The 26,712-nt window shown below is 66.5% G+C and carries 23 protein-coding genes and 1 pseudogene; 12 read left to right on the top strand and 12 right to left on the bottom strand.

The window, feature by feature from the left end; translation table 11 throughout:
* Nucleotide 1: 1 nt before the first annotated feature.
* Entirely contained in the window at nucleotides 2–1,576 is a 1,575-nt protein-coding gene (locus AC1D14_RS06985) for an ABC transporter substrate-binding protein (protein WP_230117611.1), read from the bottom strand.
* A 222-nt stretch (nucleotides 1,577–1,798) separates the two neighbouring features.
* Between AC1D14_RS06985 and AC1D14_RS06980 the strand changes: the two genes are divergently transcribed.
* The 5 genes from AC1D14_RS06980 to AC1D14_RS06960 all read left to right on the top strand — a co-directional run bounded on the left by AC1D14_RS06980 (nucleotide 1,799) and on the right by AC1D14_RS06960 (nucleotide 10,742).
* Nucleotides 1,799–3,136 carry a four-carbon acid sugar kinase family protein gene (locus AC1D14_RS06980; protein ID WP_230117610.1) on the top strand — a complete coding sequence of 446 codons (1,338 nt, stop codon included), beginning with the start codon at nucleotides 1,799–1,801 and terminating at the stop codon, nucleotides 3,134–3,136.
* Complete coding sequence (gene pdxA / locus AC1D14_RS06975) at nucleotides 3,133–4,170, top strand: 4-hydroxythreonine-4-phosphate dehydrogenase PdxA (RefSeq protein ID WP_230117609.1); 1,038 nt, start codon at nucleotides 3,133–3,135, stop codon at nucleotides 4,168–4,170. Before AC1D14_RS06980 ends, pdxA begins: the two co-directional genes overlap by 4 nt.
* Before the next feature lie 131 nt (nucleotides 4,171–4,301).
* Complete coding sequence (locus AC1D14_RS06970; RefSeq protein WP_230117608.1) at nucleotides 4,302–5,267, top strand: quinone oxidoreductase family protein; 966 nt, start codon at nucleotides 4,302–4,304, stop codon at nucleotides 5,265–5,267.
* Nucleotides 5,268–5,472: 205 nt separating this feature from the next.
* Nucleotides 5,473–9,327 carry a Pls/PosA family non-ribosomal peptide synthetase gene (locus tag AC1D14_RS06965; protein ID WP_230117643.1) on the top strand — a complete coding sequence of 1,285 codons (3,855 nt, stop codon included), beginning with the start codon at nucleotides 5,473–5,475 and terminating at the stop codon, nucleotides 9,325–9,327.
* A 56-nt stretch (nucleotides 9,328–9,383) separates the two neighbouring features.
* Complete coding sequence (locus AC1D14_RS06960; RefSeq protein ID WP_230117607.1) at nucleotides 9,384–10,742, top strand: M1 family metallopeptidase; 1,359 nt, start codon at nucleotides 9,384–9,386, stop codon at nucleotides 10,740–10,742.
* Nucleotides 10,743–10,766: 24 nt separating this feature from the next.
* Here AC1D14_RS06960 and AC1D14_RS06955 read toward each other — a convergent pair whose 3' ends face one another.
* The 3 genes from AC1D14_RS06955 to pheS all read right to left on the bottom strand — a co-directional run bounded on the left by AC1D14_RS06955 (nucleotide 10,767) and on the right by pheS (nucleotide 15,059).
* Nucleotides 10,767–11,390 (bottom strand): 4'-phosphopantetheinyl transferase family protein, encoded by a 624-nt coding sequence (locus tag AC1D14_RS06955; protein ID WP_230117606.1) that lies wholly within the window; start codon nucleotides 11,388–11,390, stop codon nucleotides 10,767–10,769.
* A gap of 61 nt (nucleotides 11,391–11,451) precedes the next feature.
* A complete protein-coding gene (gene pheT, locus AC1D14_RS06950; protein ID WP_476968224.1) occupies nucleotides 11,452–13,995 on the bottom strand; it encodes a phenylalanine--tRNA ligase subunit beta in 2,544 nt (847 codons plus the stop codon).
* 2 nt (nucleotides 13,996–13,997) lie between these two features.
* Nucleotides 13,998–15,059 carry a phenylalanine--tRNA ligase subunit alpha gene (gene pheS / locus AC1D14_RS06945; protein ID WP_476968223.1) on the bottom strand — a complete coding sequence of 354 codons (1,062 nt, stop codon included), beginning with the start codon at nucleotides 15,057–15,059 and terminating at the stop codon, nucleotides 13,998–14,000.
* A 253-nt stretch (nucleotides 15,060–15,312) separates the two neighbouring features.
* Here pheS and AC1D14_RS06940 point away from each other — a divergent pair, with 253 nt between their 5' ends.
* The 3 genes and pseudogenes from AC1D14_RS06940 to AC1D14_RS06930 all read left to right on the top strand — a co-directional run bounded on the left by AC1D14_RS06940 (nucleotide 15,313) and on the right by AC1D14_RS06930 (nucleotide 16,170).
* Entirely contained in the window at nucleotides 15,313–15,762 is a 450-nt protein-coding gene (locus AC1D14_RS06940; RefSeq protein ID WP_476880872.1) for an eCIS core domain-containing protein, read from the top strand.
* Nucleotides 15,759–15,842: pseudogene (locus AC1D14_RS06935) on the top strand (SIMPL domain-containing protein); the annotation flags it as partial. The gene AC1D14_RS06940 and the pseudogene AC1D14_RS06935, both read left to right, overlap by 4 nt.
* A 34-nt stretch (nucleotides 15,843–15,876) precedes the next feature.
* A complete protein-coding gene (locus AC1D14_RS06930) occupies nucleotides 15,877–16,170 on the top strand; it encodes an SIMPL domain-containing protein (RefSeq protein WP_354962127.1) in 294 nt (97 codons plus the stop codon).
* Here the strand turns inward: AC1D14_RS06930 and pcp are convergent.
* Entirely contained in the window at nucleotides 16,167–16,808 is a 642-nt protein-coding gene (gene pcp, locus AC1D14_RS06925; RefSeq protein WP_230117602.1) for a pyroglutamyl-peptidase I, read from the bottom strand. The two genes, AC1D14_RS06930 and pcp, sit on opposite strands and share 4 nt — an antisense overlap.
* A 77-nt stretch (nucleotides 16,809–16,885) precedes the next feature.
* Between pcp and AC1D14_RS06920 the strand changes: the two genes are divergently transcribed.
* Nucleotides 16,886–18,001 (top strand): Rv2578c family radical SAM protein, encoded by a 1,116-nt coding sequence (locus AC1D14_RS06920; RefSeq protein WP_476968222.1) that lies wholly within the window; start codon nucleotides 16,886–16,888, stop codon nucleotides 17,999–18,001.
* Nucleotides 18,002–18,037: 36 nt separating this feature from the next.
* Here AC1D14_RS06920 and AC1D14_RS06915 read toward each other — a convergent pair whose 3' ends face one another.
* Nucleotides 18,038–18,526, bottom strand: coding sequence for a (deoxy)nucleoside triphosphate pyrophosphohydrolase (locus AC1D14_RS06915; protein ID WP_476968236.1), 489 nt, complete (start codon nucleotides 18,524–18,526; stop codon nucleotides 18,038–18,040).
* A 183-nt stretch (nucleotides 18,527–18,709) separates the two neighbouring features.
* Between AC1D14_RS06915 and AC1D14_RS06910 the strand changes: the two genes are divergently transcribed.
* Nucleotides 18,710–19,918 (top strand): MFS transporter, encoded by a 1,209-nt coding sequence (locus AC1D14_RS06910; RefSeq protein ID WP_230117600.1) that lies wholly within the window; start codon nucleotides 18,710–18,712, stop codon nucleotides 19,916–19,918.
* Nucleotides 19,919–19,979: 61 nt separating this feature from the next.
* Here AC1D14_RS06910 and AC1D14_RS06905 read toward each other — a convergent pair whose 3' ends face one another.
* On the bottom strand, nucleotides 19,980–20,933 hold the full coding sequence (locus AC1D14_RS06905; protein WP_230117599.1) for a cation diffusion facilitator family transporter: 954 nt from the start codon (nucleotides 20,931–20,933) through the stop codon (nucleotides 19,980–19,982).
* 232 nt (nucleotides 20,934–21,165) lie between these two features.
* On the opposite strand from AC1D14_RS06905, the gene AC1D14_RS06900 reads away from it, so the two are divergent.
* Nucleotides 21,166–21,444, top strand: a complete 279-nt coding sequence (locus AC1D14_RS06900; protein WP_230117598.1) for a GlsB/YeaQ/YmgE family stress response membrane protein — start codon at nucleotides 21,166–21,168, stop codon at nucleotides 21,442–21,444.
* 95 nt (nucleotides 21,445–21,539) lie between these two features.
* On the opposite strand, the gene AC1D14_RS06895 is transcribed toward AC1D14_RS06900, so the two are convergent.
* The 4 genes from AC1D14_RS06895 to infC form a co-directional block, all read right to left on the bottom strand.
* Nucleotides 21,540–22,436, bottom strand: coding sequence for a TrmH family RNA methyltransferase (locus AC1D14_RS06895; RefSeq protein ID WP_230117597.1), 897 nt, complete (start codon nucleotides 22,434–22,436; stop codon nucleotides 21,540–21,542).
* Nucleotides 22,437–22,490: 54 nt separating this feature from the next.
* A complete protein-coding gene (gene rplT / locus AC1D14_RS06890) occupies nucleotides 22,491–22,970 on the bottom strand; it encodes a 50S ribosomal protein L20 (protein ID WP_230117596.1) in 480 nt (159 codons plus the stop codon).
* Nucleotides 22,971–23,086: 116 nt separating this feature from the next.
* The gene (rpmI, locus tag AC1D14_RS06885; protein WP_009358635.1) at nucleotides 23,087–23,281 is read right to left on the bottom strand and encodes a 50S ribosomal protein L35; all 195 of its coding nucleotides are present in this window, start codon (nucleotides 23,279–23,281) and stop codon (nucleotides 23,087–23,089) included.
* Between the two features lie 119 nt (nucleotides 23,282–23,400).
* Nucleotides 23,401–24,462, bottom strand: coding sequence for a translation initiation factor IF-3 (gene infC / locus AC1D14_RS06880; RefSeq protein WP_476968221.1), 1,062 nt, complete (start codon nucleotides 24,460–24,462; stop codon nucleotides 23,401–23,403).
* Between the two features lie 379 nt (nucleotides 24,463–24,841).
* Here infC and AC1D14_RS06875 point away from each other — a divergent pair, with 379 nt between their 5' ends.
* On the top strand, nucleotides 24,842–25,228 hold the full coding sequence (locus AC1D14_RS06875) for a DUF1844 domain-containing protein (RefSeq protein WP_230117594.1): 387 nt from the start codon (nucleotides 24,842–24,844) through the stop codon (nucleotides 25,226–25,228).
* 148 nt (nucleotides 25,229–25,376) lie between these two features.
* Here AC1D14_RS06875 and AC1D14_RS06870 read toward each other — a convergent pair whose 3' ends face one another.
* Complete coding sequence (locus AC1D14_RS06870) at nucleotides 25,377–26,678, bottom strand: MFS transporter (RefSeq protein ID WP_230117593.1); 1,302 nt, start codon at nucleotides 26,676–26,678, stop codon at nucleotides 25,377–25,379.
* Nucleotides 26,679–26,712 lie beyond the last annotated feature (34 nt).

The following is a 26,712-nucleotide window of genomic DNA, read 5'->3' as shown; positions in this document are numbered from 1 at the left end:
CTCAGGCCTCCAGCCGGACGTCAACAAGTGGGTAGGAGTTGGTGGGCGCCAGTGAAAGGCCGTCCACGCGCTTCTGGTGTGCCAGCACGGACTTGGGCACGAACGCCCAGGCGCACGGCCAGGTATCCCAGATGGCCTTCTGCGCCGTGGCGAGCAGCTGCTGCCGGCGCACCGGATCCACTTCGGACGACGCCGCCTGGATCTTGGCCTGCACCTCCGGGACCACGTAGCCCTGGTAGGTGTCGCGGGTCTTTTCCTTCTCGGCAGTGCCGGCGTACATGCCCTGCATCATGGTGATGGCCAGGCCGGTGGGGCTGCTGAAGCCGTTGCCCAGCAGGTCCCAGTCGCCCTGCTTGCCCTGGCGCCAGGCCAGGATGTTGCCGCCGGGCTCGAACTGCTGGAGCTGGGTTTTCACGCCCACGGCGCCGAACATTTCCACAAGGGCCTCCATCACGGAGGTATCGGACGCGAACTCGCCGGTTTCCCAGATGATCTTCAGGTTCAGGTCGGTGGCGCCCAGGCTCTTCAGCGTTGCCTTGGCCTTCTCCGGATCGTAGGTGTAGGAGCCGGTCTTCGAGTAGCCGGTGAGGCTCGACGGCACCACGCCTTCGGCCGCGCTGACCGAATCGACCAGCACGTCCTTGACCAGAGCCTCGCCGTCGACGGCCCAGCTGAGGGCCTCGCGGACCCGGACGTCGGCCAGCGGGTGGCTGGCGGGCTTGCGGAAGTTGTAGAAGATCTGGTTCAGCCGAAGGCTCGACGCTTCGGCAAGGACGACGCCGGGAAGCCCGGCCAGCTGTTCGCGCGAGTCCGGCGTGATGGAGTCGATGACGTCCACCTCGCCGCTGCGCAGGGCGATCACGCGGCTGGATTCCTCAGGGAGGAACCGGACCTCGACGTTCTCCACCTTGGGCGCCGGGCCCCAGTAGTTCTCATTGCGCTTGAGGCTGTAGGTGCCGGCGCCGCGGTTGAACTTGGTGACCATGTAGGGGCCGGAACCAACGCCCTCCTGGAGCTCTTCGGGCTTGTTCTTCGCAGCCGGGCTGATCAGGATCATGCTCATGAGCGAATCCAGGATGGGGATGGGGTTCTTGGACTCCATCAGGAAGGTCCGCTCGTCAACGGGCACCACGGTGGGAAACTCCGGGAAGAACCCGGCGACGAAGGATCCCTGCACCTGCTGGTACATCTTCAGGGCCGTGGCGATGTCCTCGATGACCACCGGCGTGCCGTCGGAGTAGCGGACTCCCTCGCGGAGCTTGACGGTCCACTGCGTGGGCTTGGTCATCTTGAAGCTTTCCGCGAGAACGAGGACCGGCTTGGTTTCCGGCCCGATGGCCGTGAGTCCCTGCCGGACAGCCCGCTGGACGGTGACGGCCGCATCGAACTGGTTCAGTTTGTTGTCCAGGCTGACAAGGGACCTGTTGAGCGCCAGGGTCAGGGTGCTGGGACCCGGCAGGCCCGTGGGGCCGGCACACCCGGCGATGGAGCCTGTGCCCAGGAGAAATCCGGCGGCTGCGCCGAACTGCAGGAGGCGGCGCCGTGAGATCTCACTTCCCTGAGGAAGAACGGTCATCGTTGACCTCTCGGTTGAACGGGACGGCTGGCGGCCGGTTGGCCTGCGCCGTGTTACATGGATCACTCTGCCACTCATGCGCGAAATGCGCAAGCACTATGGCGCGTTCCGCGCAATCGTGCCATGATGGTGCTACCGACGACTCGGCCTGGGACCCATCCCGGCCGGTTCGCAGTCGGTGGATCTTTACAAGAGCGGATCTACAGAAGAAAGGAGGACGACGTGACCGCAGTCCTTATTCAGGCGGATGACTTTTCCGGCGCGGCCGAGGTGGGACAGTGCTTTGCCACCCAGGGTCTTCGAACGCGCCTCCTCCTGGCCGGCACCGCGGACTCAGGCGTTGCCGACAATGACGCTCCGGACGTCCTCGTGGTTGACACGCATACCCGGGCCCTTTCTCCGGAAGCAGCCGAAGCGGCCGTTTCCGGAGTCTTTGACGGTGCCACGGCAGCCGGTGCACAGGCCCTGTTCAAGAAGATGGATTCGCTGTGGCGCGGCAACGTGGGCCCGGAACTGGCCGCACTGACGGGCATGGGCTACCACGTCGTGGTGGCGGGTGCACTCCCCCAGCTGCGGCGGACCGTGGTGGGCGGCCAGCCGTTTGCCGACGGCATCCGCCTCGACCTCACGACTCTCTGGAAGGCGGAGGACGCCGCGCCGCCATCGTCAGTAGAACAGGTACTGAACCGGCCTGAGGGCTCCTCCCTCACCCTGGCCGGCCTCGACATTGTGAGGTCCGGCGGCCTGGCGGCCTTCATAGCTGAAGCCCTGCAAGCCGGGGGCCCGGCCACGGTGATTGCCGACGGCGAGACCGAGGCGGATCTGGAAGCCGTCACGGACGCCCTGCTGGACCTGGAGTTCACCGCCGCCGGCCGCCGGATCGTGCTGGCCGGAACAGGCGGCATCGCCGCCCTCCTGGCCACGAAACTGGGTGCGAAACTGGGCAACAAATCTGCGCGAAACACGCAGAGCCAGCTTTCCCGGCGACAAGATCAGGCAATGGCGCGTTCCACCCCAAGAGTGCTTGCCGCCGTCGGCTCCGCCTCCGCGGCGGCGGCTGCGCAGCTGCTGCAGCTGGAAAGCGCCGGGTTCAGCGCACTGCGGATAGCTCCCGCCGAACTCCGGGATCCTGAAGCCTGGGCGCAGCGGCTCCTTTCGGCCAAGCAGCTCCTGGTTGCCGACACGCCGACCGCTCTGACTGTCAGCGCCGACGTCGTGAATCCGCAGGAATCCGGCGCGATCGTCCGCAGCCTCGGTCGCCTGGCGGCAGATGCCGCCGGCACCGCCGACCTCATCCTCACCGGCGGCGAAACCGCCCGCGAGGTGCTCGATGACCTTGGCATCCGCCAGTTGACGCCGCTGGCGTCCGCGCAGCACGGGGCCGTGGTCAGCCTGTCCGATGACGGGAGACTCGTCGGCACCAAACCGGGCAGCTTCGGGGACGGCCACGCGCTCGTCGAGCTGTACCAGTCCATGAAAGACCTCCGGGCGTATCCCTTCACGCACGTCCGGCCGGAGAACACCCCCACAAGCCCTCCCACCAATCTGGAGCAGACATGACATCCGCAGTAGCGAACATTACTGAGCAGGACCGCCGGCCGTTCATCGCCGTGACCATGGGGGACGGCGCCGGCGTCGGCCCCGAAGTGACAGTGGGCGCGCTCATTGCTGAGAACGCCTACCGCGACTGCCGGCCGGTGGTCATCGGAGACACCTACCGTTTGCAGCTCGGTGCCAAGGCGCTTGGCGTCAAGGCCGACATTGTGGAGATCGCGAGCGTGGGCGAAGCCGTCTTTGAGGCCGGCCGCATCAACGTGATCGACCCCAAGCTACTGTCCAGGGACCTGCCTTGGGGCCAGGAGTCCGCCGAGGCGGGCAACGCCGCATACCACTACATCAGGATCGCCTGCGAGCTGGGCATGAGCGGCCAGGTGCAGGGCATCTGCACCGCGCCGCTGAACAAGGCCGCCCTGCACAAGGCCGGGCACATCTACCCCGGGCACACGGAACTGTTGGCGCACTTCATGGGCATCGAGGAAGTGTCGATGATGCTTTCGACCCCGAAGGTGAAGGTCATCCACGTCACCACCCACATCGGTCTCCTCGACGCCATCAACAGGATTGAGCCCGGGCTGGTGGAACGGACGGTGCGCCGGGGCCACGGTGCCATGCAGCGCGCTGGCATCGCCAACCCGAAGATCGGCGTCTGCGCCATCAACCCGCACGCCGGCGAGAACGGGCTGTTCGGCTACGGCGAAGAAGCGGAGAAGATCACCCCCGCCATCGAAAAGCTCCAGGCCGACGGCATCGACGCCCGCGGCCCCCTGCCGGCCGACACCGCCTTCTTCCTCGCCGGCCGCGGCGACTACGACCTCATCGTCGCGATGTACCACGATCAGGGCCACGGTCCGGTCAAGGTCCTCGGCATCGAGGCCGGCGTCAACATCACGGTCGGGCTGCCCGTCATCCGCACCTCGGTGGACCACGGGACCGCCTTCGACATCGCCGGCAAGGGCATCGTTGAGGTGGGCAGCATGATCGAGGCACTGCGCCAGGCCGCCGAAATGTCGCCGAGTCCGGCACAGCAACGCTGACCGCCCCCAGCGCCAGGTTGGCGCGGCCCGGACCCCCGGATGAAGCCCGACTTCGCCTGCGGCGCCTGACGTCCCTAGGATGGACTGAGGATCCGGCCGCCGGAAGTCCCGGCCCGGGAAGGAGAGCTTCCATGACGCACGCCATCGTCGCCCAGCAGCCGGGCGGACCCGAGGTCCTGGACTTCGCGGAGATCGACCGCCCCGTTCCCGGTCCGGGCCAGCTGCTTATTAAGGTGGCGGCTGCCGGCGTCAACTTCATTGACACCTACCAGCGCGGCGGCATGTACAAGGTGCCCTTTCCCTTCACTCCGGGCTCGGAGGCTGCCGGCACGGTCGAGGAAGTCGGCGAGGGAGTCGAGGACTTCGCGATGGGCAGCCGGGTAGCCACGGCCGAGGGCTCGAAGTGCTATGCGGGATACACGGTGCTTGACGCGGCCAAGGCCCTGCCGGTGCCCGACGGCGTGGACGACCTCACGGCTGCGGCACTCCCCCTGCAGGGCATGACCGCCCACTACCTGATCAACTCGTCGTTCCGGGTTGAACCGGGCCACAGCGTGCTGGTGCACGCGGGCGCCGGCGGCGTCGGCCTGCTCCTGATCCAGCTCCTGAAGGCCCGCGGCGCCCGCGTCATCACCACGGTCTCCACCGATGAGAAGGAAGCTCTGGCTCGGGAAGCCGGCGCCGACGAGGTGCTCCGCTATGACGGGTTCGCGGCCACTGTCCGTGAGCTGACCAACGGCGACGGGGTGAACGTGGTGTACGACGGCGTGGGGAAAGACACGTTCGACGGCTCACTGTCCAGCCTGCGCACGCGCGGCTCGCTCGTTTTGTTCGGCGCAGCCTCAGGGGCGGTCCCGCCGGTGGATCCGCAGCGGCTCAACGCGGGTGGTTCGCTGACGCTCACGCGGCCCTCGCTCGCCCACTTCCTGGGCAACCCGCAGGAACGCCTCTGGCGCTCCACCGAAATTTTTGGCGCCGTGGCCGATGGCAGCCTCAGCGTGCGGATCGGCGCCACTTATCCCCTGGCCGAGGCCCGGCGGGCCCATGAGGACCTCGAAGGCCGGCGCACCACGGGCAAAGTACTTCTTGTTCCCTAAACGGCCACCCGGATCCACTGGCAAGTGAACGCCCGGTAAACCGCGACACCTTCCGTTCACTTTGCCGGGAGAGAATCCACCTGTGAATGAGCAGCCTCCGCAGACCACCCGCACCCTAGGCATCCCTGCGGGCGGTGCTGCGCCTGCCACGGTGCACGCAGCCCAGCTTCCCGGTGCCCACGCTGCGCCGCCGGAGCGGACCCTGATGGACATCCTGCAGGACACCGCGGCAACGTTTCCGGACGCGTCAGCCCTGGATGACGGCCGGCAGTCACTCAGTTACGCGCAGCTGATGGCATCCGTCCGGGCAACCGCCCGCCGGCTTCATTCGGCCGGCCTGGGCGCAGGTGACAGGATCGGCGTCCGGATCCCGTCCGGCACCAACGAGCTCTACATTTCCATCCTTGCGGTCATGCTCATCGGGGCGGCCTACGTTCCGGTCGACGCCGACGATCCGGACGAGCGCGCCAAACTGGTCTTTGGCGAGGCCCGGGTGGCCGGGATCGTGCGGGCCAACGGCGATATTGTCACCGACCAGAAGCGTCCCCGGCCTTTTCCCCAGCCCCGGACGGCAACTCCCGACGACGACGCCTGGGTCATCTTCACGTCAGGTTCCACGGGGACGCCGAAGGGCGTGGCCGTCCGCCACCGGTCGTCGGCGGCCTTCGTCGACGCCGAGTCGAGGATTTTCCTGCGCGATGAGCCCGTGGGGCCGCAGGACCGTGTCCTCGCGGGGCTGTCCGTGGCCTTCGACGCCTCGTGCGAAGAGATGTGGCTGGCCTGGCGCCACGGAGCCTGCCTGGTGCCGGCTCCCCGGGCACTTGTCCGCACGGGCATGGACCTCGGGCCGTGGCTGATCAGCCACGGCATCACTGTTGTCTCCACCGTCCCCACGCTCGCGGCATTGTGGCCTGCGGAGGCACTCGAGAATGTGCGGCTGCTGATCTTCGGCGGGGAGGCTTGCCCGCCCGAACTGGCTGAACGCCTGGCCGTGGAAGGCCGCGAGGTGTGGAACACCTACGGGCCGACCGAAGCGACGGTGGTGGCCTGCGCTGCTCCCCTTGGCGGCACCGGTCCGGTCAGGATCGGGTTGCCTCTCGACGGCTGGGACCTCGCCGTGGTCGCTTCCGACGACGTTCCCGTCGCCGAAGGGGAAATCGGTGAACTCATCATCGGGGGCGTGGGCCTGGCCCGCTACCTCGATCCTCTGAAGGACGCGGAAAAATATGCACCCATGCCGGCACTGGGGTGGGACCGCGCCTACCGCTCAGGCGACCTGGTCCGCTACGAACGTGCGGGCCTGATCTTTATCGGACGGGCCGATGAACAGGTCAAGCTCGGCGGCCGCAGGATCGAGCTCGGCGAGATCGACGCTGCGCTCCAGTCGCTTCCGGACGTGGCGGGCGCCGCTGCCGCGGTACGCACGACGGCGGCCGGCAACCAGGTCCTGGTGGGATATCTCGCCCCCTCCGGTGATGCTGTCCTTGACCTCGCGGCGGCCCGAAAGCTGCTGCTTGCGGTTCTCCCCGCGCCGTTGATCCCGCTGCTGACCGTCGTCGGCAGCCTGCCGACCAAAACCAGCGGGAAGGTGGACCGGCATGCGCTTCCGTGGCCCTTGCCGGGGGCCGGCGGCGCGGACGACGCTGCCGCCCCGCTGAACCTCCCGCACGACGCACAGTGGATTGTGGAGCAATGGGCGGCAGTCCTGGGAAGCAGGGTGGCGAGTCTTGACGCGGACTTCTTCGCCCACGGCGGCGGATCGTTGGCCGCAGCCCAGCTCGTCTCGGCGCTCCGTGTCCGCTACCCCACCATCACTGTGGCGGACATCTATGCCACCCCGCGCGTCGGCGCCCTGATTGACACCGCACGCCAGTCGCTGCCGGACGGCATGGCCGCCGGGCCCGCCCCGGAGCGGCCGGTGCGGCCCACCGCCCTCAAGTCACAGGTGTTCCAGACCCTCATGGGCATCCCGCTGCACATTCTCGTGGGCATGCGCTGGCTGACATACCTGATGGCCGCGAACAACCTGCTGTCGGCCTTCGCCGGCTTCTCGGCTGCCCCGGTCCTTTCCTGGTGGTGGGTTGCGGCGTCCTGGCTGGTCTTTGTCAGTCCTGCGGGGCGGATGGCCATCGCGGTTGCCGCTGCGCGCCTCCTGCTGTGGAACGTGACACCCGGAACCTATCCGCGCTCCGGACGGGTTCACCTGCGGCTTTGGCTGGCCGAGCAGATCCAGGATCTCTCCAGCGCCATCAGCCTGGCCAGCGCTCCGTGGGTGCCCTATTACGCACGGGCGCTGGGGGCAAAGATAGGGGTCAACGTCCACCTGCACTCCCTGCCCCCGGTGACCGGCTTCCTCTCACTGGGCAACGGCAGCAACATCGAGCCCGAGGTGGACTTGTCCGGGTGGTGGATCGACGGTGACGTCGTGCACATCGGCCGGGTCCACGTGGGAGCAGAGGCTTCCGTCGGTGCCCGCAGCACCCTCATGCCCGGGACCAGTATCGGTGCCGGAGGCCAGGTGGAACCGGGCTCGGCCGTTCTGGGGAAGGTCAAAGCGGGCCAGGTCGTGGCGGGATCGCCCGCTGAGCGCCGCGGCAAGGCCAAACAGGGCTGGCCCGCTGCCCAGCCTGCCAGCTCCCTGATCGGCAGGCTGTGGTTTGCCGCTTTCGCCGCGGCCTCGGCGGTCCTGGCCATGATTCCGTACGCTTCAGCTGCATGCGCAGCGCTGGTGGTGTTCCTGTTCATCAGGGGAAGCGACACCCTGATCGGTGCCTGGCCCCAGCTTCTGGCCGCGCTACCGCTGGCTGCCCTCACCTGGTTCCTGACGAACCTGCTCCTGATCCTGGCAGCCACGAGGCTGCTGGGCACGGGCCTTGCGGAAGGCTACTACCGCGTTCGCAGCCGCATCGGCTGGCAGGTCTGGGCCACGGAGCGGGTCCTGGACATGGCCCGTGACCTCCTCTTCCCGATCTATGCGAGCCTCTTCACGCCTGTCTGGCTGAGACTGCTGGGCGCCAAGGTCGGCAAGAACGTTGAGGCTTCCACTGTCCTCCTGCTGCCCAAAATGACGACCGTGGGCGAGGGCGCCTTCCTTGCGGACGACACCATGGTGGCCTCCTATGAGCTGGGCGGTGGCTGGATCCGGATCGCCCCTGCCAAAATCGGCAAACGCTCCTTCCTTGGCAACTCGGGAATGACGGCGGCCGGGCGCAACGTGCCGAAGAACTCCCTGGTGGCAGTCCTGTCGGCAACGCCCAACAAGGCGAAGTCCGGTACGTCCTGGCTCGGCAGCCCTCCGGTCAGGCTTCGGCGGACAGCGGTGGCGTCGGACAGCACCCGGACGTTCCAGCCGCCCGCAAGGCTGAAGGTGGCCCGGACGCTGTGGGAGCTGTGCCGCTTCGTGCCCGTGATGCTGACCGTCGCCCTGGCCATGGGGGTCATGGTGACGTTCGATTGGCTCGCGGCCCTCTGGGGCTACGCGGCGGCCGCCGCGCTCGGCGGGCTGGTGCTTTTGGCTGCCGGTGGGATAGCCGCAGGCAGCGCCGTGGCTGCCAAATGGCTCCTGGTCGGAAGAATCAAACCGGGCGAACATCCCTTATGGAGCTCGTTCATTTGGCGCAACGAGGTGGTGGACACCTTCATCGAGATGGTCACCGCGCCGTGGTTCGCCCGGGCAGCCACGGGAACACCTGCACTGGTGTGGTGGCTCCGCGGCCTGGGCGCAAAAATCGGCCGCGGCGCCTGGTGCGAGAGCTATTGGCTGCCTGAAGCTGACCTCGTCACCCTGGGTGACAGCTCAACAGTTAACCGCGGCTGTGTGGTCCAGACGCACCTCTTCCACGACCGCATCATGAGCATCGACACTGTTACGCTCGAAGACGGGGCCACCATGGGACCGCACGGCGTCATCCTGCCGCAGGCGCGGATCGGCAAGGGTGGGACCGTGGGCCCGGCATCCCTGGTAATGCGCGGCGAGACGGTCCCGGCCGCAACTTACTGGATGGGCAACCCGGTCAGCCCCTGGACGGGCCCGGGAGTTCCGGCTCCCCGCCTGAAGTAACTGCCCGCAGAAGACCAACCGATCCGCCCGACAAACCTGATTGAGGCACACGCCTGATGAGTTCTCCAGATTCCCCCGGCCCCGCTGCTGTGCTGCCTGTGCCGGGTCCGGCCGGCACCGCCGATCCCTACGTTCCCGGGCACGGAACCGATGCTTATCGGGTCCTGCGCTATGAACTGGAGCTGGACTACAAACTGGCCAGCAACAGGCTCAACGGCCGGGCGGTGGTGCGGGCGGTTGCCGCACGCCGCATCTCCGCAGTGGTGCTGGACATGACCGGCCTCCGTGCCTTGAAGATCCAGTTGGACGGGTCCCGTGTCAGGAGATTCACCCAGCGGGCGGAGCAGTTGGTGGTTCACTGCGAGCAGCCCCTGGACCCTGGAGCGGAATTCACCCTGGACATCCGCTATACCGGTAATCCGGAGCCGCGCAAGGGCCTCTGGGGAGAAGTGGGGTGGGAGGAGCTCACGGACGGAGTGCTCGTTGCGGGCCAGCCCAACGGGGCACCGTCCTGGTTTCCGTGCAACGACCATCCGCGGAATAAGGCAAGCTACCGTATCTCCGTCACCACCGACGCCGGTTACCGTGCCGTGTGCAACGGCCTGTTGGTGGGACATACCAGCCGGTCGAGCAGGCAGACCTGGGTCTATGAACAGGCGGAGCCGATGGCGACCTACCTGGCCACTGTGCAGATCGGCCGGTATGAACTGTTGACGCTGCCCGACGAAGGCGGAGTGGCGCAGCACATCGCCGTGCCCGCCTCGTTTGCCGGTTCCGCGAGGGCCGCACTGACCCGCCAGCCGGACATGATGCGCGCGTTCATCGGCTGCTTTGGACCGTATCCCTTCCGGGAGTACACCGTGGTGGTGACCGACGACGACCTCGAGATTCCCCTTGAGGCCCAGTCGCTTTCGATCCTGGGCCGCAACCACCTGGCCGCGGATTGGGAGTCGCAGCGGCTCATCGCGCACGAACTTGCGCACCAGTGGTTCGGCAACTCCCTGACCCTCAGCATCTGGAGCGATATCTGGCTGCATGAGGGCTTCGCCTGCTACGCGGAATGGATCTGGTCCGAGGAAGCCGGCATCATGCCCGTGCAGGAGAGGGCCGCGGCAGCGTGGCGAAAACTCGACTCCGGCATCCAGGACATCCTCGTAGGAGACCCTGGTCCCGAACTGATGTTCGACGACAGGGTGTACAAGCGCGGCGCGCTGGCCCTGCACGCACTCCGCCGGCGGTGCGGTGATCTGGCATTCTTCGCGCTGCTGCAGGACTGGACCCGGAGCAGAGTCCATGCCTCAGTATCCACAGCCGAGTTCATTCTGGCTGCGGACCGGGTGACGGGCCTGGACTCGGAGTCCCTGCTGCACCCGTGGCTGTTCGAGGAGGCACTTCCGGCGTTGCCCGGCGCCTAACGGGCCCGGCTGTCCGGTGCCCGGTCAGCCCAGTGCCACTGCAGCCACGAGCCAGGCCGGCAGGCCGGCCGCCGCGGCGTCGACATCGGAAATTTCCGGATGCCCCAGTGCTTCTACCGTTCCTGGCTGCACGGTCAGCCCCTCGCCGGTCATCTTGAGCCACGCCTCTTTCCGCGCCCAGAGCCGGGCGCGGGCCTGAAGCAGTTCAGTGTCCCGCAGCCCCGTTACGGCCGCGCGCTCCGACTCCGTCAGCGCTACAGCTTCGAAACCCGAAAAATCGGTGCCGCGGGGATCCTCAATGTCGATGCCCAGCCTGGTTCCGGGCTGCGGCTCCAGGACAGCACCCACGAGCGTCCAGCCCGCCGCCCTGGACAGGCTGAGGAGCAACGGAAGCCCCACGCCCGCCCGCGAATATCCCGGCCGGCCGTGCGATAGGCCCGGGCCGCTGCCGCACCTCGGACAGCTGTAGTCGCAGGTCAGGTCCCGGGCGGGGGTCCCCAGCAAATCGGCGGCCAACTCCCGCTGCGCCAGCCGACCGGACACAAAAGCCCGGCGCAGGCCGGGCTCCATGGCGGCTGCGCGTTCCAGCTCGGGAGGGTCAAGCAGCGATTCGTCGGCGGGACCGTCCGGGGAAGCGCGAAAGACCACGCCGGAGGGCGTGGTCCTTCGCGTTGTTCCCAAACTGGTGCCCAGTCGACTCGTCCCCCGGCTAACGCTGCACGGCGCCAAACCGCGCGGCGGCAACCGCGACCGCACTCTCGCGTGCGGCAGAGGCTTCATCGGCGGTCAGCGTCCGGTCATTGGCGCGGAAGCGGAGACCGAAGGCCAGCGACTTCTTGCCTTCCTCGATCCCCTTGCCGGCGTACACGTCGAACAGCGCGACGTCCTCCAGGAGTTCGCCCGCTCCTTCCCGCAGCGCGGCCAGGACGTCATCTGCAGGAATTTCCTGCGGCACAACAAGTGCCACGTCCTGGGTGGCCACGGGGAAGGTGGAGATATGGCGTGCCACGATGACATCGGCAGCCGCCTCGAACAGGGCGTCGGCATTGATCTCAAGTGCCGCGGAACGGGCCGGCATGTCGTGGGCGGCAAGGAGCTTCGGGTGCAGCTCCCCCGCGTAGCCCACAACCTCGCCGGTGCGCAGCGAAAGCTGCCCGGTCCGGCCCGGATGGAACGCCTGGTGATCGCCCTGGCCCACAACCAGCTCAACACCCAGAATGTCGCCAGCCAAGCGGGCGATGTCCAGCGCATCAGCCCAGTCCCACGCCCTGGGCGAGTGACCCGCAGCAGCGCGTGAGTCGTGGCCGGTCAGGACCGCGGCGACGTGCAACGGCTGGTCCGGCACGCCGTCGTACAGGGCATCCAGCACCTCATCGGAGGGCTTGACGCCCAGCGGCGGGATGGAGGACGTTCCCACGGTGTCGCCGGGCAGGAAGACAAGGCCTGCCTCGAAGAGCGCCAGGTCGCGGAAGCCGCGCGAGTGGTTGCGCTTGGCTACCTCGATGAGTCCGGGCAGGACCGAGGTCCGCAGGTAGCCGTGTTCCTCGCTGATGGGGTTGGCCAGCTTGACCGCCGTGCGGACCGCGCCGGCTTCGGCCACGCCGAAGGTGTCGTTGGCAGCCTTCGACACGAATGGGTAGGCCAGGACCTCGGTAAGCCCGGCGTCGGCGAGGGCCTGGATCAGTCGCCGCCGCTGCTGCTGCACGCGGGTCAGCCCGCGTCCCGGAGGAGCGACCGGAAGGGTCGCCGGGATCTGGTCGTATCCCACCAGGCGGGCGATTTCCTCGGACAGGTCTTCCTTGGTTTCGAGGTCGTTCCGCCAGCTGGGCGCCGAAACCGTCCAGCCGCCGTCGGCCTTTTCCACCACGGCGCCGAGATCCTCAAGGGAGGTGACAATCTGCTCTTCAGTGAAGTCGATGCCGATCCGTGCGGCGGCGAAGCCCGCCGGCAGGGCGATGGTCACGGCGTCCGGTGCGGTCCCGACGTCGGTGCCCGCCTCGTCAGCGACGCCCCCGGCGAGTTCCACCATAAGGTCCACAACGCGCTGGGCGGCAATGTTCGCTACCTGCCAGTCCACGCCGCGTTCAAATCGCTTTGACGCTTCGGACGGCAGCTTGTGCCGGCGGCGGGAGCGTGCGATGGAAACCTCATCGAAGTGGGCCGCCTCGACCAGCACGTTGGTGGTGGAGTCGGACACCTCAGTGGCCGCGCCGCCCATGACGCCGGCGATGCCGATCGCCCCGGAGCCGTCCGTGATGAGGAGATCCTCGACGTCGAGCGTCCGTTCCTTGTCATCCAGGGTGGTGATCTTCTCCCCCGCCACGGCACGGCGGACCACGATGTCGCCGGACAGCTTGTCCAGGTCGTAGCAGTGCGTGGGCTGGCCGAGCTCCAGCATGACGTAGTTCGAGATGTCCACGGGAAGGGAGATGGAGCGGATACCGGCAAGACGCAGCCGTGAAACCATCCACTGGGGTGTCGGTTTTGTGGCGTCGACTCCGCGGACGGTCCGGGCCACGAAGCGGTCACAGCCGGGCTTGCCGTAGATGGGCGCGTCGTCGTTGAGCTTGACGCCGTGGCCGCCGGCCAATTCCGCCGGGGCCGACACCTTGGACGCGGGGTCCGTGAAGGACGTTCCGGTGGCGTGGGCGTATTCCCGGGCCACACCGCGGATCGAGAACGCGTAGCCACGGTCAGGGGTGACGTTGATCTCGGCGGCTTCGTCGTAGAGCCCCAGGAGCTCCATGGCGTCGGTACCGATTTCCGGGTCCAGGCCGATCCTCGACAGCACCAGGATGCCATCGTGGTCTTCACCGATGCCCAGTTCGCGTACGGAGGCGATCATGCCCGCGGAGAGGTGCCCGTAGGTTTTCCGTGCCGAGATGTGGAAGTCGCCGGGCAGCACGGCACCGGGGAGGGTGACTACCACCTTGTCCCCTTCGACGAAGTTGTGGGCTCCGCAGATGATGCCCTGGACACCGGAGGGATCGATGCCCTTGCCGGTGAGGGTCTGCTCTTGGCCTTCGGGGACCACGCGGACCTGGCACCAGTTGATGGTCTTGCCGTTGGTCTGCGGTTCCTTGACCAGGCTCAGGACCTGGCCCACCACGACGGGGCCCTTAAGGCCGTCCGTGGGACGGTGGACCGCTTCTTCTTCAAAGCCGACCTTGACGAGCTCGGCCATGACGTCTTCGGCCGTTGCTCCGGCCGGTACCTGCGCGAATTCACGCAGCCAGGAAAGTGGGATACGCACTGTTAGATCTCCATCCCGAAGTGCTCGCTGAAACGTACATCGCCTTCGATCATGTCGCGCATGTCGCCGACCTCGTTGCGGAACATGAGGGTGCGCTCGATGCCCATGCCGAAGGCAAATCCTGAATAGGTGTCGGGGTCGATGCCGGCAGCCCGGAGAACATGGGGGTTGACCATGCCGCAGCCGCCCCATTCGATCCAGCGCGGACCGCCCTTGGCGCCCGGGTGCCAGATGTCCAGCTCGGCGGACGGCTCGGTGAACGGGAAGTAGTTGGGACGCAGCCGGATTTGGGCCTCGCCACCGAACATCTGCCGGGCGAAGTGCTCCAGCGTTCCGCGAAGGTCCGCCATGCTGAGTTTCTTGTCGATGGCCAGGCCTTCGAACTGGTGGAACACCGGCGTGTGCGTGGCGTCCAGTTCGTCGGTGCGGAACACCTTGCCGGGGCACAGCACGTAGATGGGAACCTCGCGTTCCAGCATGGAGCGGACCTGCACCGGGGAGGTGTGGGTGCGCATGAGGAGGTGCGCTTCCGGTGGTTCCACGAAGAAGGTGTCCTGCATTTCGCGGGCCGGGTGGTCCGGCTTGAAGTTCAGGGCATCGAAGTTGAACCATTCGGATTCGACTTCCGGGCCCTCGGCGATTTCCCAGCCCATGCCCACGAAGATGTCCGCCACGCGGTCCTGCAGCGTGGAGAGCGGGTGGCGCGCCCCGGCACGGCGGCGTCGCGGAGCAGCGGTGACATCCACGGTTTCCTCAACCAGGATGCGGGCGTCGTTCTCGGCTTCGAGCTCGACGGTGCGGTCGGCGAGCGCCTTGTTGACGCGTCCGCGGGAGGAACCCATGAGCTTGCCGGCGACAGCCTTCTGGTCTTTGGGAAGGCGCCCGATCTCACGGTTGGCCAGGCTCAGCTGCGATTTCTCGCCGGTGTGGGCCAAACGGACAGCCTTGAGTTCATCGAGCGTGGAGGCACCGGCAATCGCGGCGATTGCCTGGTCGACGGCGGCGGTGATGGCGGCTTCATCCAGAGGGTTCGGGGCGGCAGCGCCCGGCAAAGTTTCAGTCATCTACTGTTCTTAGCTACGAGTCGGGTGATGCCAATGGCCGGGGCTGCTGTGCCGGTTCCCCGGCAGCGCGTCCGTCACTGGCATGTCATTGGATGGAGTCATCCAATGACATCATCCAAAGACAAGGGCAGGCTCGCCGGAGTTTGGCCGGCAGGCACTGTTCCCAGTCTAATTGACGGGGCCCGGCTGCCCGAACGGCAGGGCGCGCGTCGCCGCAGTGTGCAGCGAATATGGCTGCCGCTACCATGGCAGGATGACCCCCGCACAGCGGTTGCGCCAACTTGCGAACGTGCTCAACGCCTCCACAACCCTGGGACTCCTGCTGGCCAGACTGGCAGGCACCGAAACGGTTGGCGGCCCCCGCGGTCTGGTGATTGCCGCCGGCTACCGCTGGCGTCTTCCCTTCGCGCAGGCCTTCACGGTCGGCAACGTGGTCATCTTCCGGGCCGGAGCGGAGGAAGCCCTGGCCAATCCTGTGCTGCTGGGACACGAGGAACGGCACAGCAGCCAATACGCCTGCCTGGGCCTGCCGTTCCTGCCGCTGTACTTCATCGCCGCGGGGTGGTCCCGGCTGCGGACAGGCAACCCGGGGTCCGCCAACGTCTTTGAACGCCTGGCGGGCCTGGAAGCAGGCGGATATGCGGAGACCGGAAAACGCGGAACGGGCAAAGCTTCCCCCGAACGGAATCGAGGCGTGACATGACGGAAATTCCGAGGACCATCTCTGTGACCGGGACCGGAACCGCGGAAGCCGTGCCGGACCTGCTGACCGTTTCCCTTGGCGTGGAGTGCCGCCGGGAGGACGTGGGGGCCGCCTATGCCGCGGCGGGGCGGGCTGGATCTCGGTTTTGCCGATCCCGCCGCCGTGATGTCACGGGCTCGGGAGGCAGCCTGGCAGGATGCCCTCGCCACGGCCACGCAGTTCGCCGCACTGGCTGGCGCCGAACTGGGCCCTGTGGCCTCGGTTACCCAGCAGCCCGGCGCCGCCGTGCCCATTCCGGTAGCGAAAATGCAGCGGGCCGTATCCGCTGATGCCGTGGGGATCGAAGCCGGCCAGTCGAGCGTCTCCGCGACGGTGGGCGTCGTCTGGGAACTCCGCGCAACCGGCTAGTGGACGGTACCGGCGGACAGTTTGAGGTCCGCCGTGGTCGCCAGTGCAGTGCGGACGACGGCGGCGATCGCCTCGGCCATCAACGTCACGGCCAGAGAGGGGGCTGCGCTCCCCTCCGGCAGCTGCCCGGGCTCGAACGGGACATGGACGAACCCGCCCCGCACATCCGCCCGGGACGCGAGCTCGTGCATCAGGGTGTAGAAGATGTGGTTGCAGACATATGTCCCTGCCGTCTGCGAGATCTCTGCGGGGATGCCGGCCAGAGTCACGGCACGGAGGGCTGCCTTCACCGGCAGTGAGCTGAAGTACGCGGCCGGCCCGCCCTGCACCACTTCGCTGTCGAGCGGCTGGTTCCCGGCATTGTCGGGAATCGGGGCGTCATCGCAGTTGATGGCGACTCGCTCCAGCGACACACGGTCACGGCCTCCCGCCTGACCGATGCACACCACGAGTTCCGGCTCCAGTTCGTCCAGGGCATCGCGGAGGACGGCACCGGCTGCACCGAAGATGCAGGGCAGTTCAACCGCCCTGACGGCCAGGCCTTCGCTGCGGAGCAGTTCCCGCGCGTGGAGTGCTGCTGCCCATGACGGGTTGGAAGACTGGCCGCCGAACGGTTCAAATCCGGTGAGGAGGATCATGAAGCAAGCGTAGCGGCCGGGCGAAACACCGACGCCGGGCCTTGACATTGATTAGAACATACCTTCGAATTGAGATCATGAGATGGGACGCACAAGCACTTAATCCGGCATCTGGAGAGCAAGGCGCAAACAGCCTAACCGCGGCCGCCCCAGCCGCAGTGCCGCTGCTGCCCCTGGCCGGGCTTGTGCGTTCCGTCTCCACCCCTGAATTTGCCGGGGTCACCTTCCACGAGGTCACTGCCAAATCGGTGCTCAACAAGGTGGCTGCCGGTTCACGGATGCCCTTTGAGTGGACCGTCAACCCCTACCGCGGATGCAGCCACGCGTGCGTCTACTGCTTCGCCCGCAAGAGCCACACCTATCTTGACTTCGATGCCGGGCTCGACTTCGACAGCCAGGTGGTGGTGAAAATCAACGCCGCGGACGTCCTGCGCAAGGAGTTGGCCAAGCCGTCCTGGGGACGCCAGCAGGTTGCGCTCGGCACCAATACCGATCCCTACCAGCGTGCCGAAGGCCGTTACCGGCTGATGCCCGGAATCATCAGCGCGCTGGCGGACTCGGGCACACCCCTGTCCATCCTCACCAAAGGGACCCTGCTTGCCAGGGACATCCCCCTGCTGAAACATGCCGCCACGCAGGTCCCCGTGGGGATCGGAATCTCGCTCGCCATGACGGATGAACAGCTTTCCGAGGCCGTTGAGCCCGGAACGCCCGGTCCGCGGGCCCGGCTCAAGCTCATTTCAAGGCTGCGCGAAGCCGGGCTCCCCTGCGGAGTGATGGCCATGCCCATCCTGCCCTGGCTGTCGGACAGCGACGAAGCGCTGGACTCACTTTTCAGCTCGCTGGCCGCTGCCGGAGCCACCGGAGTCACTGCCGGGGCGCTTTACCTCAAGCCCGGCACCCGCGAATGGTTCATGCAATGGATCGCCGCCCGGCACCCGGAACTTGCCGGACGGTACCGCAGGCTTTACGGCACGGGCTCGTACGCTTCCAAGGAATACCGGACCTGGCTCGCCGGCAGAATTCGCTTCTTCAAGGCGCGGCACGGTTTTTCGGGCTCACAGGGGTTCAGCCACCGCGACGTCGATGACCCCCGCGGGGAGGAAGCGGCGTACCCGGAGGGCAGCCTGCCCGCGGCGCGTGCCGGCCACCCCAGCGGAGCGGCGGCCGCACCACAGCCGACACTTTTCTGAACGCCCTCTGACAGAGCAGGCTGATTTGGCACCTTCCTACCCGGCGTGACTCTTACGCGCGGGGGGCGCAGGCAGCGGCGCGCCCAGCGCGGTCAGCAGTGCCCTGACAATCGGAAGGTCGGCGGGGATCCAGGGAAGGTGGAGAGCTTCGTCACGGTCCTGAATGCTGACCCACCGGAGTTCATCGTGGTCCTCGAGGGGCCGGGGGTCGCCGTCGGCTACCTCGGCGAACCATACGCGCATCGACGCGCGTTCGTTGAGGGGCCAGCCTGAGCTCTCCGGTGCTTCCAATTCGGCGCCGAGGATGACGGCGATCCCGAGTTCCTCCCGCAACTCCCGGTGCAGGGCATCTTTAGGGGCCTCGCCCGCCTCCACCTTGCCGCCGGGGAATTCCCACATGCCGGCGAACTGCGGCGGTGCCGTGCGCCGGGCCACGAGCAGCCGCGCGGGCTCAGCCAGCGAATCGAGCACGGCGCCGCCCACAACGTTGATCAGTTCAGTGTTGATCAGTTCAGTGTTGGTCAGTTCAGTCACCGCCCCAGTCTATGGGGCAGAATGGGTAGGGCCCCCAGCGCGGGAACCCCGATCCCGTGTATCTGCAGGGAATACCCTTCAGCCCCGCGACGTTCTATAAATCAGATTTAACTTGCCCTGGTGTCCATCAGCCCCAGAGGCCGTCTCCACACTTCCGCTCCGAAAAGCAGGCTCATGACTTCTACTGTTCAAGCCCCCGGCACTTCCAAAGCCGCCGGCACCCACCTCGGACTCGCGATCCTGGCCCTGGCCATGGGCGGCTTCGGTATCGGCGTCACCGAATTCGCCATGATGGGGCTCCTCAAAGAGGTGGAGCTTGGACTCAACATCAGCACCCCCGAGGCGGGCCACCTGATCTCCGCCTATGCTCTTGGCGTTGTCATCGGCGCTCCGGTGCTGGCCGCCGTCGGAGCGAAGCTGCCACGCAAGTACCTTGCCCTCGGCCTCATGCTGTTCTTCAGCATCGCCAATCTGACCTCTTACGTCGCACCCGACTACGGGAGCATGCTGGTTTCGCGGTTCGCCGCCGGACTGCCGCACGGGGCTTTCTTCGGAGTGGCAGCGGTCATCGCAGCCTCCCTCGTGGCGCCGACGAAGCGGGGGTGGGCCATTTCCATGGTCATGGCCGGCCTGACGGTTTCCAATGTCATCGGCGTACCCTTCGCCACGTGGCTCGGCCAGACTTTCGGCTGGCGGCTGCTCTTTGTCTTGGTCGGCGCGCTCGGTCTGGTGACCCTGGCCCTCATCTGGAGGTTCGTCCCGTTCCAGAAGGCGCACGCCGACGCGAGCATCCGGCGTGAACTCGGCGCACTGAAGCGCGCACAGGTCTGGCTTGCCATCATGATTGGAATCGTTGGGTTCGGCGGCTTCTTCGCAACGTACACCTACATCGCTCACACCATGACGTCGGTCGCCGGCATCCCATCTGCATGGCTTCCCCTGGTGGTGGCCCTTTATGGGCTTGGGATGGTTGCCGGCAACATCGTGGGCGGCAGGATCGCGGACAAGTCCGTGATGGGAACCATCTACCGCGTCCTGCCCGCCATCGCCGTTGCGCTGGTGGTGTACGCCATCGCCGTTCACTGGTCCTGGTCCGCGTTCGTCATGGTCTTCGTCGTCGGGGCGGCCGGTTCAATGCTGGTTCCGGCGCTGCAGACGCGTTTGCTCGACGCATCCCCGGATGCGCCGTCGCTGGCCTCCTCGCTCAACCACGCGGCACTGAACGTGGCCAACGCCCTGGGCGCCTTCCTCGGCGGACTGGTCATCGCCTGGGGCTGGGGCTACGTGGCCCCCGCCCTGGTGGGTGCGGTACTGGCGGTTCTGGGCCTGGGCGTCGCCGTCCTCAGCGGCATGCTGGAACGCAAGAGACCGCTGGCACCGTAACCCTCAAGTCACAGCGAACCCTCAGGTCACAGCGCCAGCGGCCCCGGCTGCCCGGGGCCGGTCAGGCCCCCTGCTCCCCCGCGAACGCCTGCCCGCTTGGTACGTCAGCACGGTGCACGTCAGGTTCGAGATAGATGACCCGGGCAATCGGCACTGCGGTGCGGATCCTGTCCTCCGCGGCGTCGATAAGCCGGGCAATTTCCAGTCCGGAATCGGCCGCGCCGATGGTGATCTTGGCAGCCACCAGGAGCTCTTCCGGCCCAAGGTGCATGGTCTTCAGATGGATGATTCCGGTACCGTCCGACTCAATGGCGTCCCTGATCTTGGCAACATCTGCCTTGGTGGCCGATTCCCCTAGGAGCAGCGATTTGGTCTCCACGGCGAGGACGACGGCGATCGCCACGAGCAGCAGGCCGATCATCCCTGTTCCCAGCGCGTCCCAGATGCCGTCTCCTGTCAGCAAGGTGAGTCCCACACCGAGCAGTGCGAACACGAGCCCCAGCAGGGCCCCGAAGTCCTCCAGGAGGATGACCGGAAGTTCCGGCTGCTTGGCGTTCCGGATGAACTTTGCCCAGCTCTGCTGGCCCCGAACGTGGTTCGATTCGATGATGGCGGTCCTGAAGCTAAAGGACTCCGCGACGATGGCACCTACCAGTACGGCCAGCGGTACCCACCAGAAGTCACCCTCAATGGCGTGCGGGTCCTGGATCTTTTCCCAGGCCTCAAACAGCGCGAACAAACCGCCCACGCTGAACAGCACAATTGAGACGATAAAGGCGTAAATGTAGCGTTCGCGGCCATAGCCGAACGGGTGCTCCGGGCTTGCCTCCTTCTGTGCGCGCTTTCCGCCTACCAGCAGGAGCAGCTGGTTGCCGGAGTCAGCCACCGAGTGGATGGCTTCGGCAAGCATCGAGGAGGACATCGTCAGCAGGAAGGCGACGAACTTCATTACAGCGATGGTCAGGTTTGCGGCCAGAGCCGCGACGATCGCCTTGGTACCGCCATTTGCAGCCAAGGGAGCTTCACCTCTTCAAGTGGGAATTACAACGAATTGGATACAGCCGCGAACCGCGGCCGTCTAGTAAATACCGTACCTGCACGGTCCACGGCGGTGCACCAGCAGTGGCGGGTTCACGCCACGGAAACCCCGAAACTAAGCGTGCTGACAAATAAACGCGCGCTGTGTTAGCTTGAAGCCATATCGGGACTGATAAGAATCGATCCCGACGAATATGAAGGAGGAGACAATGGGTTTTCTTGCTTGGATTATTCTCGGCCTGATCGTAGGCGCAATTGTGAAAGCCGTCATGCCCGGTAGGGTCGGCGGTGGCTGGGTCACCAGCCTGGTTCTGGGCGTCGTTGGCGCCATCGTTGGCGGCTGGATCGGCAGCCTTCTGTTCGGCAAGGGTGACCTGGCCTTCTTCGACCTCGGCACCTGGATCCTCGCCATTATCGGCGGCCTGGTCGTCGCCGGCGTCTACGGGGCAATCACCGGACGCAGCAACCGGACCACGCGAGCCCCTTAAAAGGCCCGCCTCGACGCGGACCTGCTGAAAAACTAAATGCGGGGACCCACCATCTGGTGGGCCCCCGCTTTTTTCATGCCGACTTTTCCGAGCTCCTAGGCCGGTTGCTGCGCCCTCGCACTGGCATAGAGACAGACGGTGGCGGCCGTGCCCAGGTTCAGGCTCTCGGCGGCGCCGTAAACGGGAACTGCCACCCGGTGGTCTGCCAGGGCGAGCTCCTTCTCAGACAGTCCCTGCGCCTCGTTTCCGAACAGCCAGGCAGTGGGACTTTCAAGGGCATAAGCCGACCCGGCGGTAGATCCACCGAGCCGCCGCGCCGCACTCTCGTCCTGGAGACGGTCGAGATTAAGCTTGCCGTAGCCATCGGCCGCCAGCACCCCGATGCCCCGGGCCCTGCACTGGGCCGCCAGGTCTTCGACGTCGGCGCCGAGGACCACCGGCAGGTGGAACAGCGATCCTGCCGTCGAGCGCACGGCCTTCGGGTTGTAAATATCCACACTGGAGCCTGTCAGCACAACAGCATCCGCGCCCGCGGCATCGGCAGCGCGCAGAACGGTGCCGGCGTTGCCGGGGTCCCGCACCTGGCACAGCACGGCTATCAGCCTCGGCCGGGCGTCCAGCGCATCTGCGAGCGGAACGTCGACGAAATCGCAGACAGCGATGATTCCCTGCGGGCTCACGGTATCCGCCATGGCGGCAAGAACGTCGTCCGTTGCCAGCCGGGCGCTGGTTCCGGCAGCCAGTTCCTCGAACTCCGGGTAACGGTCCAGGCATGCCTCGCTGGCAAATACTTCGCTCACGATGCCCGGCTCCCCCGCGTCCGTCCGCTTGCGGTGCAGGACCAACGCCTCACGGACAGCCTGGGGTCCCTCTGCCAGGAACTGCCGGCGCTTTAAACGGGCCGGGCGCCCTGCAAGCTTTGCCACATCCCTGACCCGATCAGCTCGGGGGTTGGAGAGTGGAAAGTCTTGCGGGCGCCCGGTTTCGTTCATATAAGAACCTTAGTTGCTGTCGCAGCAGGTTCTCGAACTACCAGAACGGGGGAACTACTCGGCGGCCTCGTCAGCGGCCGGCTTCTCTGCAGCAGGCTTCTTGGCGGCGGGCTTCCTGGTGGCCTTGGCCTTCGGAGCCGGTGCGGCTTCAGCCGAGACGGCGGGAGCGGAGGTGTCGGCAGGCAGCGAGTCCTTGGCGACCTGGACCAGCGCAGCGAAGGCGTTGGCGTCGGAAACGGCAAGCTCGGCCAGCATGCGGCGGTCGACCTCGACCTCAGCGGCCTTCAGGCCCTGGATCAGTCGGTTGTAGGTCAGGCCGTTGGCGCGGGATGCAGCGTTGATGCGCTGGATCCAAAGACGGCGGAAGTCGCCCTTCTTCTTCTTGCGGTCGCCGTAGCTGTACACAAACGAGTGCAGCAGCTGCTCTTTGGCCTTGCGGTACAGGCGTGAACGCTGTCCACGGTAGCCCTTTGCGCGTTCGAGGATAACCCGGCGCTTCTTGTGGGCGTTTACCGCCCTCTTCACACGTGCCACGTGCGTACTCCTTCAGAATTCTTATCCCAAGCGTCTACTGCCGGTAACCCGGCCGGCCTGAGAAGGCTTATTTAGTTGACTGGTGCCAGGTGGCAGTCAGTCAGAGAGCTTGGAAATTAGATGCCGAGCATCTTCCGGATGACCTTGGCGTCGCCCTTGAAGACGATCTTGTCGCCGGCGAGGCGACGGGTCAGCCTGGAGGACTTGTGCTCGAGGTAGTGGCGGCGGTTGGCCTGCTGGCGGCGCAGCTTGCCGCTGCCGGTCAGCTTGAAGCGCTTCTTAGCACCACTGTGGGTCTTCATCTTCGGCATGGGAACCGATCTCCTAACGTATCCGCAGACTATATGTCTGCAGTCTTTCGTGCAGCCGCCCCTGCGGGCGGCATGCTGGTTGCTGACTGCCTGAAGGCGGTACCTTCCGCAGCTGTGAACTAGGTGGTCTTCTTGCCTGCCGGCTTCGGCGTGGCCCGGGGTGCTGCAGGTCGCGCAGCGGGCTTCGGCGCAGCAGGCCTGGCCACCGGCTTCGGTGGAGCAGGAACAGCCGCAGGCTTGGGCGCGGCCGGGGCCGGGGCCTCGGAAACCTTCGCCGCGGCGGGTGCCGCAGCCTTCGGTGCCGGCGCCTTCGCCGGTGCAGCCTTGGGCGCTTCGGCCTTGGGTGCCTCGCGCTTCGGCTCGGCAGCCTTGGGAGCTTCGACCTTGGGTGCCTCGCGCTTCGGCTCGGCAGCCTTGGGCGCTTTCTGCTTCGGCGCTTCCTGCTTCGGAGCTTCCGCGGTAGGCGCTTCGGCAGCCGGAGTCTGTGTGGTCGGCGCTTCGACGGCGGCTTCCGGAGCAGCGGCTGCTGCCGGGGCTTCCGGAGCAGCTTCAGTGTTGACCTGGAAGCCTTCCGGGAGCAGGTCCGCGAGTGACTGCGTCAGTGGTACCTGGTCGTCGCCCGAGACGTCGATACGGCCGGATGCCTTGGCTTCATTCTGGGCCTTGGCTTCGGCGCGCTGGGTGGCGCGGCGGGCTTCGGCCTTGGCCTCAGCCTTGTTCTTCAGCGGACCGATCACCATGACCATGTTGCGGCCATCGATGCGCGGGCTCGACTCCACCACACCAACTTCGTTGACGTCTTCGGCGAAGCGCTGGAGCAGGCGCAGGCCCATTTCAGGGCGCTGCTGTTCGCGGCCGCGGAACTGGATCATGGCCTTGACCTTGTCCCCGGCTCCGAGGAAGCGCAGGGCGTGGCCGCGCTTGGTCTCGTAGTCATGGGTGTCGATCTTCAGGCGGAACCGGATTTCCTTAAGAACCGTATTGGTCTGGTTCTTGCGGGCCTCACGGGCCTTGACGGCGGCCTCGTACTTGTACTTGCCGAAGTCCATCAGCTTGCACACCGGAGGCTTGGCCTGAGGTGCAACTTCAACGAGATCAAGATCGGACTCGGCAGCCAGGCGAAGAGCATCCTCAATACGGACGATTCCCACCTGTTCGCCGGCAGGGCCGACCAGCCGCACCTCAGGGACGCGGATACGCTCATTGATTCTTGGCTCGCTAATGTTAAAGCTCCTGTGTTTGTGGTGAGTATTCCACCGGCAAATAGAGAAGGCCCCCAATTGCCGGAGCAATCAGAGGCCTCGAGGATCGGATGCGCAGGCCCGCGGGCTGCGCACGCTTCGACAGGACTGTGCCCGCCGGAAACGCCCGACCATTACCCGGCAACCTTGCTTACCTCTGGAATCCGAGGAAAAACGGCCGACGCGGGTGGGAGAGAACTCCGCTTGCAAACTGAATATCAATTCTACAGAAAACTACCCGCTCCCCGCACATTGCGGAAGTGGGACTCATCCACAGCAAAATAACGACATCCAGTCGGTCTGTGACAAGCTTACCAGTATGAGCACTCCAGACAGTAATTCACACGTTTACCAGGCCCCCGGCGAGCAGGCTGATGTCTCACAGCAGATCCGGGACATCTCTGAGGTTCCCGCCATCGAGGTCATCACCACAGCCGCCGTGCACCTTATGAGTGCCGCAGCCGTGAAGCTCGGCCTGGCAGCCGAAGAGAACGCCGAAGAGCTCAAGGACCTGGACGAGGCCCGGAAGCTCATCACTGCCCTCGCCGGACTCGTGACGGCGGCCGCTCCGGAGATCGGCTCCCAGCATGCCGGGCCGTTGCGCGACGGACTGCGTTCACTGCAGCTTGCCTTCCGGGAAGAGTCGATCATTCCCGATCCCCCGGGCAAGGGTCCTGGCGAAAAGTACACCGGCGCGGTGAACTGACGCCCGGCATCCGGCTTTAGCCGCCGCGTGGCTGCGCGGACATGTCGCGGCCCACAGGAAAGTAACGACGACGGCGGGCCGACCTTTGAGGTCGGCCCGCCGTCGTTCTGTCTTAAGCCCGCCGTCGTTCTGTCTTAAGTCGTAGGTCCTACGCCCTCGCAGCCCGCCGGCGTCGGCGGTGCTGCAGGGCGATGCCGGCTGCGCAGAGCACGACGCCGGCCACGCCCACGGAGACGAAACCCCCGGACGGGCCCACGCCGTCGATAAACACCCCGGCCAGGGGCGCTCCGAGTGCCACGCCGGCGGTCAGCGCCGAGCCGTACCAACCCATCGCCTCGCCCCGCCGGGCCTCGTCCACGAGGTCCGCCACCTTCTCCGACGCCGCCGACAGTACCGGGGCGCACAACAGACCGGGCAGCAGCGACAGCAGGCTCAGGGTCAGCGTGTCGGTGGCGAAGCCCATCGGAATGGTCAGCGCCGCCATGCCCAGCAGCAGAAGGAACGGCGAAACCGGGCGGTGCATGGCGCCATAGATGACGCCGCCCACGACCGACGCCGCGCACCAGAAGAGGAAAACGATCCCGATTTCGCCCTGGTGCCCGCCGGTCTCCAAAGCCGCCACGATCCCCACGTCGGTGCCGCTGAGCACCATTCCCGCCCCGGCTGCGACGGTAAACACCGCCGCAACAGCCACGGTGAACCACCTGAAATTGTGGGCGACCTTGTGCCTGAGCCCGGCACGCCGTCTGTTGCCCGCAGCTGCCGGGCCGAGCTCAGCGGCCGCCTCCTGGACGTGGGCCGGGGCGGCAGCCACCACCGCCACCTCGGCAGCCTCCCGCTGGTCCGCCTCGCATGCCTCATCGCGGGCCGCGCTGCGGGTGGGCGGGTTGAACCACATGAGAAACAGCCCGGCCAGCGAGGTGGAGACACCGACGATCGTCAGGCCGAGGACCGAATGGCCGCTCGTGGCCACAATCGCTCCGGCAGCGGGCCCGATCATGAAGACCACCTCGGTGGTGATGGCGTCGAGCGCGAAGGCGGTCCTGCGCTGGTCGCCGTCGGCAAGCACGCCCAGCGATTGGCGCACCACGCTGAAGATGGGCAGAGTCAACAGCCCTCCCACAAAGACCAGCGGCAGCAGCCACTGATAGGACACGTGCGGCACGACGGACCAGATGACCGTCTCGGAAACCACCGACGGGATGAGGGCTGTCCGGAGTCCCGCGGTGTCCACCCGGCGGCCGCGCCACGGGGCGCCTACCGCAATGCCGATGGTCATGACGGCTGCTGCTGTGCCCGCAGCTGCATACCCCTGTCCCAGGGTCAGCACTATGTGCAGGGTCAGCAGCACGCCTGCGGCCGAATGGGGTATGCGGGCAATCATGCCGACCACCAGGAGCCGGCGAATGGGCCTGATGGCCAGCAGCTCCCGGTACAGGGTGAAATTCACGGGTGGGTCCTTCGTTCCGCCGCCGGGCAGCATA

The sequence above is a fragment of the Arthrobacter sp. P1_B11 genome (genome assembly GCF_056406715.1).
Note: the sequence above shows the minus strand (reverse complement) of the source record. Positions and strands in the feature narration are given on the sequence as shown.

What these genes read in the sequence shown, in the direction of transcription:
- AC1D14_RS06985 (WP_230117611.1), bottom strand. Translation starts at nt 1,576, where the DNA reads ATGACCGTTCTTCCTCAGGGAAGTGAGATCTCACGGCGCCGCCTCCTG.
- pdxA (WP_230117609.1), top strand. Translation starts at nt 3,133, where the DNA reads ATGACATCCGCAGTAGCGAACATTACTGAGCAGGACCGCCGGCCGTTC.
- AC1D14_RS06970 (WP_230117608.1), top strand. Translation starts at nt 4,302, where the DNA reads ATGACGCACGCCATCGTCGCCCAGCAGCCGGGCGGACCCGAGGTCCTG.
- AC1D14_RS06965 (WP_230117643.1), top strand. Translation starts at nt 5,473, where the DNA reads ATGGACATCCTGCAGGACACCGCGGCAACGTTTCCGGACGCGTCAGCC.
- AC1D14_RS06960 (WP_230117607.1), top strand. Translation starts at nt 9,384, where the DNA reads ATGAGTTCTCCAGATTCCCCCGGCCCCGCTGCTGTGCTGCCTGTGCCG.
- pheS (WP_476968223.1), bottom strand. Translation starts at nt 15,059, where the DNA reads ATGACTGAAACTTTGCCGGGCGCTGCCGCCCCGAACCCTCTGGATGAA.
- AC1D14_RS06940 (WP_476880872.1), top strand. Translation starts at nt 15,313, where the DNA reads ATGACCCCCGCACAGCGGTTGCGCCAACTTGCGAACGTGCTCAACGCC.
- AC1D14_RS06930 (WP_354962127.1), top strand. Translation starts at nt 15,877, where the DNA reads ATGCCGCGGCGGGGCGGGCTGGATCTCGGTTTTGCCGATCCCGCCGCC.
- pcp (WP_230117602.1), bottom strand. Translation starts at nt 16,808, where the DNA reads ATGATCCTCCTCACCGGATTTGAACCGTTCGGCGGCCAGTCTTCCAAC.
- AC1D14_RS06920 (WP_476968222.1), top strand. Translation starts at nt 16,886, where the DNA reads ATGAGATGGGACGCACAAGCACTTAATCCGGCATCTGGAGAGCAAGGC.
- AC1D14_RS06910 (WP_230117600.1), top strand. Translation starts at nt 18,710, where the DNA reads ATGACTTCTACTGTTCAAGCCCCCGGCACTTCCAAAGCCGCCGGCACC.
- AC1D14_RS06900 (WP_230117598.1), top strand. Translation starts at nt 21,166, where the DNA reads ATGGGTTTTCTTGCTTGGATTATTCTCGGCCTGATCGTAGGCGCAATT.
- AC1D14_RS06895 (WP_230117597.1), bottom strand. Translation starts at nt 22,436, where the DNA reads ATGAACGAAACCGGGCGCCCGCAAGACTTTCCACTCTCCAACCCCCGA.
- rpmI (WP_009358635.1), bottom strand. Translation starts at nt 23,281, where the DNA reads ATGCCGAAGATGAAGACCCACAGTGGTGCTAAGAAGCGCTTCAAGCTG.
- AC1D14_RS06875 (WP_230117594.1), top strand. Translation starts at nt 24,842, where the DNA reads ATGAGCACTCCAGACAGTAATTCACACGTTTACCAGGCCCCCGGCGAG.